Here is a 13,800-nt window from a genome sequence, read left to right on the forward strand (position 1 = left end):
GCTCGACTACCAAGCGCCCTGCCGGCACTCGCGGGTAGCCGCGGCACCAAAAAGCGCCTGCGCACTCGATGGATTCGGATGCCCGACAGAGGCTCCTTATGGCTGCTTCCTTCCGGACCTGACCAGATTCGGAACATGTCGTCATCCGAACCCATCGAACGCGCTAGGCGCTCGGTATATCTTACCTGCTCCCGCCCGCCACGGCAAGTGGGGCGAACCCATCGGATGGATTCGCCCCACTCGTGCACATCGCTAGCGGCGCCTGCGGTACAGGACCGCGCCGCCCGCGACGGCCAGCGCGCCGATGCCGGCCATGGCGCCGAGCGCCTCAACCGGCAGGCTGCGGTCGCCGGTGTCGGGCATACCGCCCTTGGAGCCGTCGCCGGACCTGCCGCCGGAACCGCTATCGGAACCGCCGTCCGAGCCGCCGCCCGGCGTGCCGGGGTTCTCGGGGGTGCCGGGGGTCCCGGGATTCTCGGCGTAGCTGTTGGTGAAGACCGGCGGCACGTTGGCGTCGCCCTCGTAGGAGACCTTCGCCGACAGGTAGCCCGTCTTGGTGCCGTCTGCCGCCTCGTCGCCCACCGTGACGACGATCTTGCGCACCGCCTTGTCGTAGGTCACGTGCGCCTGGCCGTCGTCGACCTCGCTCACCGTGAAGGTGTAGGTGCCGGCCTGCTTGAACGTCAGCGCATCGAACGTGACGCTGCCGTCCGCGGCGTTCTTGGCGGTCGACATGACCTTGCCGTCCCGGCTCTTGAGCTCAAAGCTAAACTGGCCCGCCTTGAGCTCGGCGCCCTTGAGCACCTTGGCGGCGCCCAGCTTGAGGGTGACGGGTGCGGCCTTGTAGCCGTTGGTGAAGGTCGCCGAGGTGTCGTTCGCGGCATTGCCCTCGGCATCCATGAGCTCGTGCTTGACGGCGAGCGTGCCGTTACCGGCATCGGTGACCGTCGTGCGCACGCGGTACGTCGTCTTGTCGTACGTCACGCCGCCCGCCGTGCCGGCGACCTCGCGCAGCTCGTAGCCGTGCGTGCCGGGCGCGGTGTAGGTGACGGGGCTGAGCGCGACCGTGCCGTCGGCGGCGTTCTTGCCCGTCGCCGCGACGTTCTCGCTGCCGTCGGCGGCGATCTCGACCAGCTGGAACTCGAACTCGCCCTCAGCCAGGTCACGGCCCTTGAGCTTCTTGCTCACCTTGATCTGGTCGGTGACGGAGCTCGGCGTCGGATTCACGCCGTAGGTGTTGGTGAACTCGAACGCACCCTTACCCTCGGGCGTGCCCTCTGCGGGCAGGACCTCCGCGGCGAGCGTGCCCGCGTTGGTGTCCTCGACCACCCTGACCGTGAAGGTCCTGGTCGCCGTCGCGTCATTGACCACGCCGTTGACCGAACCGGACTCGCTCACCCGGTAGGCAAACGTCTTGGTGCGCAGGCCGCCGCCGTCGATCTCGGCGTCGTCGAGGTCGCTCGGCTGCTTAAACGTGACAAGGCCCAGCTCGACGTTGCCGGCGGCGTCGTTGGTCGCCTCGGTCACCGTCTTGCCGGAGGCGTCGACCGGTGCGGGCGCGCCGTCCAGCGGCTCAATCTTAAAGGTGTACTTGCCCGCGATGTCGGCCTGCGCCAGGCCGAGCCCGGCCTGGCTGATCGCCAGCGTCTTGGTGCCCGCGAGGTCGACCGTCGCCTCGCCGGCGCTATAGCCGTTCACGAACGACAGCGTGCCGTCGGAGCCCTCGGGGTAGGCCACGGCCACATCCAGCCCGCCCTTGCCGTTATCGGTCACCTTGACGGTGATGCCGAAGCTCGACGCGGCCGCCGTCACGCCGGCGGGCAGCGCCGCTGTGTCCTCGGAAACGGTATAGGGGATGGACCAGGATCCGTCGTCGGCCCTGGTGGCGGTGCCGTCCGCCACCATCTGCTCGAGCGAGCCGGTGGTGTAGGCGATGGGCGAGAACGCGAGCCCCGCGGCCTCGCCGTCGCCGGAGGCCCGGTTGGACGCGGTCGCGGCCACATTACCCTGGGCGTCACGGACGGAGAACGAGAACTCGCCCGCCGCCGCGGCGCGGCCCGTCAGCGTCTTGGTGGCGTTAATTGCAACGCTGCCCTCGCCGCCGAGCGCGCCGGTGGCCTCGTAGGAGTTCTGGAACGCGACCGTCACGGGCGCGGGCGCCGCCGTGGCGTCATCTGCCGTGGAGACCTCGCTGCGTGCGACCTCGACACCGTCCTTGGCAACTGTGGTCGTGACCGTGAGCTTGCCCGTCGCGGCATCGTAGGCGGGCGCGATGGTCACCGTGCGCGGCGCGGTGTCGTTGGCGTAGCCCTCGCCGCCGAGTTTGGTCTCGGTGACGGTGAAGCTGTAGGTCTTGCCCGCGTCGGCGTCGGTGAACTTCACGTCGCTGCCCGCGGCACCGCCGACGAGGTCGATCAGGTCGGCCTCTCCGTCATCGGCAGCGGCCACGGCGTAGGCATCCTTGTCGGTCTTGAGGCCGAGCTTGGCGGCCGTCTCGGCGTCCGCGGTCACGGTGAAGGCGAACTGCCCCGCCTCCATGGCGCGGCCGGAGAGCGTCTTGGACAGGCGCACGCCCGCGCGGGCCGAGTAGTCGAGCTCGGTCGTGTAGGTGTTGACGAAGTCGCCGCCGCTCGCCTGCGCGATCGCGGGCGTCGTGGCCGTGAGGTTGCCGGAGCCGTCGTCGGTCACGGTCACCGTCATCGTGGCGGCGTGGCCGTCGTAGTCCACGCCGGCGATGGCGGAGCCGTCATCGGGCCTGACCTCGCGCACCGTGTAGGTGAAGGTCTTGGCGCGCACGCGCTTGCCGCCGACCTCGGCGAACCCGGCGTCCTTGATGTCGTCGAGCGTGTAGCGGATGGAGCCGAAGTCGAAGGCGACCCTATCGCCCGCCTTGGTGCCGGCGGCGGCCGTCACGCTAACGGTCTTGGAGCCGTCGGCAGACCCCTCGGGCATGGGGGCGCCGCCCTCGCCCGTAAGCGTGAACTGGAAGCTGTCGCCCTCCGCCCAGTCGCGGCCCTTGAGCGTCTTGGTGAAGAGCCCCGCGGTGGAGACGTCTCTGCCCTCGGTGGCCGTTCCGTACGTGTTGGTGAACGCGACGGTCGCGCCGTCCTCGGTCACGGCGCCTTCGGCCTTGGAGCCGTCGGCCCCGTTGACCGCGGTCGTGTAGCCCTCGGCGGCGTCCTCGGTCACGGCGTAGTGCGCGCCCACGGGCAGGCCGGTGATGACCTTCTCCCCGCCGTCCTTGAGCGTGAGGGTCGCCTTGCCGTCCGCGAACGTCACGGCGTGCTCGCCCTTGCCGAAGGTGCCGGGGACGGGCTCGCCGTCCCCGTCGGTCAGCGTGACCGCAAAGCCGAACTCGCGCTGGCTGTCGCCGCCGACGACCGTCTTCTTGACGGTGAGGCTGCCCTCGCAGGATACCTTATTATGGGTCGTCGTGGTCTGGGATTCGTTCTCCCCCACCTTGACCGTGGCGGTGTTGGAGATGTCATCGACCACGGCAGCTTCGGCGGAGACCTTCACGTCAAAGCTGAGCGTGCCCGTGGCGCCCGCAGCCTGCTCGCCGAGCGACCAGGTAAGGGTGCGCGTCGCGGCATCGTAGGCGGCGCCGTCGGCAGAGCCCTCGACGTAGTCAACGCCCTTGGGCAGGGCATCGGTCACCGTCACGTCGGCCGCCCGCGCGGCGCCCCTGTCGTCGACGCTGTTATTGGCCCAGCCGATGGTATAGGTGAGGGTATCGCCCACGCCCACCGGCTTGCCACCCACATCGACCTTGGCGCCCGAGGCGTCCGCCTTGGTGACGGCCTTTGTGTTGTCGTGCGGCGTGAAGGTGTTGGTGAAAGTCTTCTTGCCCCGCTCGTTGGAGATCTCGGCCTTAAGGCCGGCGCCGGCCTGAGTCACCGTGATGTCGAAGGTGTAGGCATGCGCATCGTCCTCAATCAGGACATCGCCGTTTGCTTTCTCGGTCACGGTCGCGTGGTAGGTACCCAGATTGGCGAAGCTGAGCTCGCCAAAGGAAACCTTGCCGTCCTTGTTATTCTTCGCCTCGATCGGGTAGCCTTCGAGCACATTGCCCGCGCCGTCGGTGAGGGAGAGCGCAAAGGTGAATTCCCCCTCCCGGAGGCCGGGCTTGCGGCCGCCTGCGAGCACCTTGGTGAGCTCGGGGACGGACGCCGTGGCGGGGGCGGGGTCGAAGGTGTTGGTGAAGGCGGCGGAGGAGACCTGGCCTGCCGCGATGGAGCCCTCGGCCTTGGATCCCTCGGCTCCGTTCACCGCGGCCTTGTAGCCATCGGCGGCACGTTCGGTCACCGTGTAGGCGGTCCCCGCGGGCAGCCCCGTGATCCTCGCCGTCTGGCCGTCCTTGAGCTTGAGGGTCGCCTCGCCGTCCTTGAACGTCGCGTCACCGTAGGCGCCGGACACGCCGTGGCCCGCGGCATCGGTGGCCTCGACCGCAAACTCAAATGTCTTGCCCGCGTCGACCGCCAGGCCCTCGCGCGCCACGACGGTCTTGGAGACGTCGAGCTCGCCCATCTTCACGGTGTTGGTGAACGCGACGGTCGCGCCGTCCTCGGTCACGGCGCCTTCGGCCTTGGAGCCGTCAGCCCCGTTGACCGTGGTCGTGTAGCCCTCGGCGGCGTCCTCGGTCACGGTGTAGCACGCGCCCACGGGCAGGCCGGCGACGGTCTTCTCCCCGCCGTCCTTGAGCGTGAAGGTCGCCTTGCCGTCCGTGAACGTCACGGCGTGCTCGCCCTTGCCGAAGGTGCCGGAGACGGGCTCGCCGTCCCCGTCGGCCAGCGCGACCGTGAAGCCGAACTCGAGCTGGCTGTCGCCGCCGACGACCGTCTTCTTGACGGTGAGGCTGCCGGTCTTGGCGGTGTTGGTAAAGACCGCCACCTCGACCGTGCGCTCAGCAGCGTCGCCCGCATCGTCGGTCAGCTGTGCAATCTTGGTCTTGGCAAGCAGCTTACCGGCGCCGTTGTCGGTCACCGTGACGGTGGCACGATAGGTGGCCTTCGAGAACGTGAGTGCCGCCTCGTCACCCGACTGTTCGGTAATCATATAGGTATAGGTACCGGGCTTGGTGTACTCGATAGCACCGAAGTTGCCGACCTGGGCATCCTTGTGCAGCTCAATCGTCGACACGCCGTCCTTGGCGCCCTTGGGCATGGGTGCCTCGCCCTGGGCAGTCAGCGTCATGGTAAAGGCATCCGATGTCATCCAGTTGCGTCCGAAGATCTTCTTTTGCACCTTAAAAGCGTTTTCCACCTTCGTGGACTCCACGCTGTAGACGTTGGTGAAGCCCGCCTGCGTCGCCTGTCCGACGGTACCCTTCTGGGGGTTCGCCTTATCGACAACCGCAAAGCCGTCCTCGCTCGTCATGAGCTCACCCTTGGAATCGAGCTCCTGCACCTCGTAGTGAGCACCCGCAGGCAAGGTAACCGTCACGGAGCCGCCGGCCTTAAGCGCGATGGTGTCACTGCTCTTGATCTGTCCACTTACATAAGTGCCATTGGTGCCGCCGGGGCGACCGGCGAACGCAAAGGTGCCGGCCAGAGGCGTTGTGCCATCGGCCTGGTAGAGCAGCACCTTAAAGGTAAATGCCTTGTTGGGAGCGGTGATGCCTTCGGTGGCCGTGACCGCCTTGCTCAACGTCAGGCGCCCGTCAGAAACCTGATCGGTAGTGGTGTTGGTCTTGACGGCAGGGTTGTTGCCGACCGCCACCGACGCCTGGTTGGAGATGTCGCCCGAAGCGCCACCGCTCTTAAACGCGTCCTCGGTCACGCGGACCTTAAACTGAACCGTGCCCTCCTTGCCGGCGGGAACGTCCTTCAATGTCCAGGTGAGGTTGCCGTCATTGTCCTTGGAGCCGGCATCCTTATGGTCGCCGGCGAACTCCACGAACTCGGTTCCCGCGGGAACGGCATCGGTGATCGTCACCGTGGCAGACGCGCCCTCGGTGTTCTTGTAGCCGATGGTGTAGGTGAGCTCATCGCCCAGCGCCACACCCGACTCATTCGAATCCTGGGCATCGCTCTCGGACTTCTTGGGCACGAAGTTCGTCGTGGCGCCGGTATAGCTCTTGTTGCCAACCCAAACGGTGGCAGTGTTATTGATGGTGCCGACAGCGCTTTGGGCGTCCTTCACAGCGTCCTCAGTAATCTTGACGCGCACGCGCACCGAACCGTGGCTGCCCGCGGGCTGCTTACCCAGGTTCCAGGTAAGCAACTGACCGCTCGCAGCGCCTTTATCGGCATACTCGCCCTCAAAGGCCTCGAACACAACGCCAGTGGGTAGCTCGTCGTTCACGGTCACGAAGGCATCGGCCTCGGTGTTGACCCAGTTAATGGTGTAGACGTAGGAGTCGCCCACGGAGAGCAGCTGCCCGTCGATGTCCACATCGGGCTTCGCGACCGTGCCGATCGTCTTGACCTTATCGCGCGTATTATGGAAAACGATCTTACCCTTCTCGGTACCATCGCGATAGGTCACCTTGGACGTCAGATTGCCGTCGTTGTGGTCGGTCACCTCGAGCAGAACTCGGCACGTCGCAGACGTATCCACGGGACGCACACCCTCGGGCAGGTTGGCCATGCGCTCCTTTGCCACCAGGTTAAAGCTGTAGGTGGTGGTGTGGTCGGCATTGTGACGCTTGGTGGCAATGCCATCGTTGACGGCGCCGGCAAGGTCAATCGTCTGCTCATGAGTTCCGCCGGTAGCATCGCCAAGCTTAAAGTTAACCTTACCAAAGTCGACCGTAGCGGTACCGTCCTCGTCCGCCTGAGTCGTGCCCTCATCCATCTTTTCGAGCGAGCCATCGGCCTTCTCGGCATACAGGTCAAACGTATACTGGCCAGCCTCGATCTTGTCGCGGGAGTCCATTACCTTCTCGGCGGCAAGGCCCTCAAAGGTTCCTTTCGCGATGTAGCTGTTGGTAAAGGACACCTGGGCCTTGGCGGTACCGCTCTCGGAGCTAAACTTCGCATCAGCGGAAAGCTCGACGTTCTTGGCGTCATAGTGCTTGGCCGTGGTCACGGTATAGAGCGAACCGTTATCGCGTTTCTTAACCGCAATCTCTACCTTCCAATAGGTGAAGTCGTATGTATAGCCGCCCTTGCCGCCGTCATTCTCGACAACCTTGTAGGTAAACGTCTTACCCGCATCTTTCGTCGCAAAGGTCAGGCCGCCCAAAACACCGGTATGGGACGTGCCATCGGTTTGCGGCTCATCGTTCTTAACGGTGAGCTTACCCTCATCCGCGCGCAGCAGCGTCTTGAGCTTTTCGGTTGAGGCGGTATCTTCGCCTGTCACCGTGAAGCCAAACATGCCGGCATGCAGGTCGTGCCCGTTGAGCGTCTTGACGATCTCCAGACCACCCTGGAGCTCGTAGCTCGTTGAAGTTTGGTAACTATTGGTGAAGATGAAGCCTTCCGAGCCGGTCGCGCCATCGGCGCGGGCCACAAGCTTGCCGCCCTCATCGGTTACAGTGATGGTCAGGTTATAGGTATGCGCGTCATACGTCCACTCGCCGAGACCGCCATTCGGGGCCAGCTCGTTCATAGCGAACTTATACGTGCCCGGCTTGTTGAAGGTGAGCTTCGAGAAGTTAACCTGATAGTGCTCCCCGTCCTTGAGGCCCTCCTTCGTTTGCTTTTTCTCGACATAGCCGTTGTCCGCACCCATCGAAGATCCGGTGATGAGCTTGCCATCGATGGCAGTCTTGGTAGCATCGTCAGCCGCGGTCATAGCAAAGGTGAACTTGCCCGGAGCATCGGCACCGGCAACCACCTTCGTCACGGACGGGGTGTAGGTTGCCGCCTCGGTGACCGTATAGGTGTTCTTGAATTTGACCGTCGCGACACCGGTGGACGTTGCACCCGACGGATAGATCCACTGGCCCTCGAGCTCGTCCTTGCCATCGACCTGCTTGCTTACCGCTGTCGTGACTCTAAGCGTACCGTCGCCGTTATCCGCTACGACAGTCTTAACCGTATGGACCGTCTTGTCGTACGTATAGCCCGTCGCCTTGTCGTCAATCTCACTCACCGTATAGGTGAACGTCTTGCCGGCATCATCCTGAGTGAAGGTCAACCCACCCGCAGGTATCAAACTCACGGTCTTGGGGGCGTCGGCCTCGACATTTGCGGTCTCAAAGACCTTGCCATTCGTGGAAATGCCAACCTTGCTGGCAGATGTCTCGTCAGCAGGCTTGACGATATAACGGAACGTGCTCTTAGGCGAGCCAAAAATGGTCGCGTCCTTGGGATACGTCAACGTCTTCTCGATCTGCAAACCGCCATCGGCGCCATAGTCGAGACTTGCCGCGTAACGGTTCACAAACGAGACAGTAGGCGTTGTGGCGCCGGCCTCACTTGCATCGTACTGCTGCACGTAGGTAGTCGAATCTTGCTTGAGCTGGACGATCTTTTCGTCCGTCAGCGCGCTCGCGTCGGCGCCGTCGCCCAGCAGCTCCGTCACACCCGCACCCTTGAGCACGGTCGTCACGGTGTAGAGCTTAGCGGGGTCGTCCTTGTGTGCAAGAACCTTGACGAGCACGATAGCGTCACCAGTGTAGCCGGTGTCATAGGTGTAGCCGACAGCAGCAGGCTGGTTCTCGTGAATGCGGTAGGCAAATGTACGGCCAAGGTCCTGTTCCGTGAGCTTGCGGGCAAAGAGCTTCTCTTCCCCGCTTGCGCTCACCACAGCGCCGGACACGCCGGCCCCTGCCACCTTATTGGACAGGCTGGCCTCGGAGCCATCGACCGACGTCTGAACGCCGTTGTACCAAAGGCCCGTCACGGCAAAGGTAAACTGGCCCGCGGTAGAGGCGCGACCCTCAAGAGTCTTGCTCACCGTCACGCCATCAAAGGTGCCCGATGCATGGTATGCGTTGGTAAAGGCGGCCTTGTCAGTTACGGCCTTGTCCGCATCGGAGGCGCCGGTGTTGGCGTAGACGCTCGACACGCGCAGCTTGCCCGTGTGGTTGCCCGACTCGTCCAGATCGGTCACTACAACGGTCGCGCGTGCGGTGTGCTTGTCCATGGACATGCCCGCCTGGCCATCCTGCTCAGCTTTCTCGGTGATGTTGAAGCTAAAGGTGCCCGCGCGGTTGAACGTCACGTTCGGGGCGGCTTCGGTGCCAAAGGCGAACGATGCCACGCGTCCCGACTCGGGCGTGCTGGCGACTGCCTGGTTGGCGTTAACGGCAACAACCCCATCCTTCACCGCCTGTGCAGTGGTTTTGTTCAAACCAGTTGCGTTGGCATCGTCCGCAGCAGCGGTGAGGTTAAAGGTATAGCGTTCGCCCTGGTTCCAGTCGCGACCGCTCACAGTCTTTTGGCCCTGCAGGGTCGCGCTCGTGGGCTCCACGCTATATATATTGGTAAAGGAGGGCGTGACATTCGTGTCCAGCTGCTTTACCGAGCCGTCCTTTACAACCTTGTAGTACTCGATCGAAGTCTGGATGCCGGCACCCTTCTCGGCGTTGCGCACCACGGCGTAATAGACCGACTTGTCGTAGTCCATGCCCTTCTTAATGCTACCGAGATTCTCAGCGAACTTGTACACGTAGGCGCGTCCCGCATCCGCCTTGACGGTATAGGAGATCGCCGGCCATGCCACCGTACCGTCAGCGTTGTTGCCCACGGTCACGGTATTGTCCTCGGCACCCTCGGGCATGGGAGCCGTCACGCTCGCATCGACCGTATTGGGACTGAACACAGCGTTGACGTCCGCATAGCCGCCAACGCCCTCGAGCGTAAAGCTAAAGGCGTTCTGGGAAAGCGGGAAACTCCCGGCGTTGTCGGTCAGGATCTTTTGAGCATGGATGGTGATCTTCGCTTCGTGTGTATCGTAGTGGTTGGTGAAGGTTGCAACCTTACCGGCAACATCCGTCTTGGTGTCGGCACCCGCGTCGTCGCACTCCTGCACCACCTTCACGCTCGCAACGGCCAGAGCACCGGCATGGTTATCCTCCACCACGACTGTCGCGGTATAGACGGCAGCAGAATAGCTTATGCCGTCCGCACCGGCATCGGAGCCGGGGATAACCTCCTTGATGGTATAGGTGTACGTGCCTGGCTTGGTATAGGTAATATCGCCAAACGTCGCCGGCTGGTCGTTGGTGAGCTCGACCGTCGCCACCTTGCTCTTGGCACCGCCGGGCATAGGAACGCCGTCGTCGGCTGTAAGCTGCGCGGTAAAGGAATCGCCATCGGCCCAATCGCGACCTTCGAGCACCTTCTTGGCGCTCAGACCGTTTTTGGCCTCAAGTGTTACGCGGTTGGCGCTGTAGTTGTTGGTGAACTCAAGCGTGTTTTCAGCGGGAATCTGTCCGCCCGCAAGCGCGACAATCTTGCCCTCGATGGTGTTGCCAGTTCCCGACTGCTCCTCGCCACCGACCTTACGTTTCACGAGGCTAAAGCCGGCCGGAAGCACCGACTCGTCAGCAGAGCCGGTAACAGTGTTAACGATGCTCGCCAGCACGTTGCCGCTGGACTCCTCACCCTTGGTGGTGAGCTCGCTCACGCTATACTTGTCGCCCTGCTTAAGGTCGTATACGCGGATGGTCTCGCCGGCCTTGATGGAATGGGTGTCGCCGTTCTTGAGCGTGAAAGATTTGCCCACAGCTTTGCCACTCGCATCGAACACGTGCGCCTCGTAGCCCTTCTGGGACTCCGGCAGGGTGAACTTAAACGTAAACGTCAGATCGCTGCCGTTCGCATCCTTGGTGGGCGCGGTAAGGCCACTGTCCGCCGTCACGGTCTTAGTCACTTGCAGGCGTGCCACGCGACGATCGGTATACTGCACGGCCGTTGCCGTGGTAAAGAGATGATTGAGCTGAAGCGTGCCCAGATCGGTGCCATTGGTGGCATCATCGTCTTGATAAAGCGCCATGCGGTTGATGCCCGTATCGGCAAAGATCGTCGCCAGCTTACCGTTGCGCTCGCCACCGTCCTCGACATAGCGCAGGATGGTCTTGGCGCCTTGCATCGTCTTGTCATAGCGCATATGCATCCAGTTGCCCGCAAGAGAAGGCGTCACACCCTTGGCGGTACTTGTCTGGCCCCATGTTAGGTTTTCGCTGGCATCTGAGCCAGTTGCACTCTGCAGCTTGCCCTTAATGTGCGTAAGCGTGTTGTCGATGGAATCGGGAGAGCCAAACTGCGCCAGAGAAGCAATCAGCGAACCCGGACCGCTCATACTGAGCACGCCGTCGCCTTCCTCGCCGGCATCCACATACACACCCGAATCGTCCACGATTACCTTGGTGATGGTGTTGTTGATCTCATGGCCATCTGGACTTACAGACTCACGCAGGTAGTACGTGCCCTTGATAAGGGGCGCATGCTTTGCCGAATCGAGCGGGAAGCATGCAGCACCCTCAATGTCATACGGATAGGTCATGCCGTTTGCCTGCACGGTGTCATACGGCTCGGCACCCGATTTAATGGCATACGTGCTGGGACTATCGCCGATAACGTCCTCGGCTTTGTACAGCTCAAACGTCGCGCCGTTCACGGGCTTGCCCAGGTCGTCAACCTTCTGCACAAACAGACGATTCTGGACGTTGGTGAGGTGAATCACCGTAGAGAACTGCCTGTTTATCGTTTGATATTTGACCATAGAGGTGTTGTCTTTGGTTGCCCCCGCCAGAGACGATGCCGTGGTGTGATACACCGCCACGGTATATTCCGCCTTCGACTTGTCCGTCATCATGGCGGCGTACTTCTCGATATCGCCAGGCAGCGACCTGACCGTTACCTCATAGTCGCCCTTGGTGTTGACGCCAAAGACGCTCGTATCTGCCGATTTGGCAGCCTCGACCGCGCCCTCAATACCGTGTTTGGAACACAGCTTATAGCCATTGAGCGGGTTGCCCGTAACCGCCGTCCACGCTTTTTCGTCCGTGTCTTTCTTAGTTTCATCGGTGCGCTTGAGCACCACGGCAAAGGTCGTACCCGAGCTAATGGGTTTATCCTTATTGTCTTTTGTCTCTTTGCTAAGGGAAATGGTCTCCTTAGCGGCCAGATAGCCGCCGTTCAGCCACATGCGGCTGCCCGTCCATTGTTCGTTGTTGGCTGTTGTGACCGTTGTTTGCGGCGCAACCACCACGCCACCCGTGCCACTTGCCGCGGCCTTGTACTGCAGGTGCAGCTCACCTGGCGTTGCATTGGTCGATGAGGTCAGACTCGAGCGATATCCCGCGGGCAGGCCTGTCTCTTTGAGTACAAAGTAGTTATGTCCATCAGCATGCTGGTTATCAAATGAAAGGACGGAGCCGTCGTCCGACTTCAGAAGCACCAGCCGACCCTTATCGTCCGTCGTACCTTGAGCGATGGGATCGCCCTGCGTCTTCCAGCTGGCATCCGACTGATACAGCGCAAACTTGGCGTCCTGGACTGCCTCACCGTTCTGATCGACCTTCTCGACCTCGGACGACGGCAGCGTGGTGAGATTGAACTTAAGCGACATATTCGATGCGCCCGCGCCGCGCTCCAGATAGAAGAAGCTCAGCGTGTGCTTGGAGCTGTTGAGGAAGGTGTTGCCGGAGAATCTTCTGTTTGAAGTATCTGCGCCGGCAGCTTGGAACATCGCCTTAATGGTGGTGTCTTGAATTGTCTTTTCGGGATCATTTGCATTGTCAACATGACCGACATGCACGCCACCGGTGGCGAAGTTGATCTTGAGCGTCGCCTTCTCGTGAATGCCACCCAGATCGCCCACGAGTACGCCATCGATGTACACCCAGACGTCGTCGTCACCCGAGAACTCAAAGACCATATCCTCGCCTTTGGTGGTCTTGCCACCGTTAGGCTGGACAAACTCCGTGGTCATGGACATGCCAAAGTGGTGGTTAAGGTTCGTGCTTCCGTCAACGATCTTTTTGGGCGAGAGCTTATTGCCCTGTTCGTCGAAAACATTGTCAGCCGAGTCAAAGGGAAAGAATTGGCCTAGATTGGTTTCGCTATCAGCACTTCCCTTATATACGCCCGCGGAGTCATAGACGTTAAAAGAGTTCGTTGTGGAGTTGTACACGGCATAGTTGCCATCAGAACCATACGAGTCGTAAACGTAATAGCCATTCTCAAGTTGGAAGAGACCCTGTACGTTGTTGTAAACGGCCTTACCGTTCTGCTTGCCATTTGCTTGGCTGTCATTGTTAAAGAGATAGGCCAGCGACTCATCGGTGTAGTTAACACCCTGGCCTTGGGAGGTGTGGGTGCCATTGTTGATTGCCGGATAGCCATTTACCAGCATGTTCTTTACAAATGAAAGACGTCCAAAACCGTTGATATTGCTTCTACCCGTCCACTTGTTAATGCCCGTGCCGGCACCACCATTGAACTTGAGCTGATGGTCTTTATTGATGCCGGTGTTGTCATTCTTGTTGTCGTTGTTTACGTTCTTCGAGCTATCGTTATCGCCATCGACAACCCAGTAGTCGAACAGATTGACCGTGGTGCCGGTGGGATTCACCGTCTGCACGGTATGGTCGCTCACGGCAGCCGACGCACTCGTCGCGCCAAACATGAGCGCGCACGCCGCCAGCGGGACGGCCAAAACCCTCAGGACACGCTTTGCGGTATTGGTTTTCTTGCCAAAAGGCTTTAGCATTTCTCGAGCTCTCGCACACACGCGATTCATGAAGGCCCTCCCCAAATCCATGAGGACGGCAAGCAGCGACTCGCTATATATGTGTGTCGTCCCCATCGATGCAAATATACGCCCCATTACAGTCTGAAGTGGGCCACCGATAAATTTCGATGGCGAGCATTCGGCGCATTGCCTACGATACGGGCAAGC

Annotated in this window: 1 protein-coding gene and 1 other RNA gene; both read right to left on the reverse strand. The window is 61.6% G+C overall.

From position 1 onward, the window contains the following. Nucleotides 1-62: 62 nt before the first annotated feature. Nucleotides 63-158, reverse strand: an RNA gene (gene ffs / locus ABHR63_RS09575) — signal recognition particle sRNA small type. A 94-nt stretch (nt 159-252) separates the two neighbouring features. Continuing rightward, nucleotides 253-13,611: a Spy0128 family protein gene (locus ABHR63_RS09580; protein WP_346965988.1), complete on the reverse strand. Its 13,359-nt coding sequence runs from the start codon at nt 13,609-13,611 to the stop codon at nt 253-255. Nucleotides 13,612-13,800: the final 189 nt, after the last annotated feature.

Origin of the sequence: Collinsella aerofaciens (assembly GCF_039752775.1) — a bacterium.
GTDB lineage: Bacteria > Actinomycetota > Coriobacteriia > Coriobacteriales > Coriobacteriaceae > Collinsella > Collinsella aerofaciens_R.

What these genes read in the sequence shown, in the direction of transcription:
- ABHR63_RS09580 (WP_346965988.1), bottom strand. Translation starts at nt 13,611, where the DNA reads ATGCTAAAGCCTTTTGGCAAGAAAACCAATACCGCAAAGCGTGTCCTG.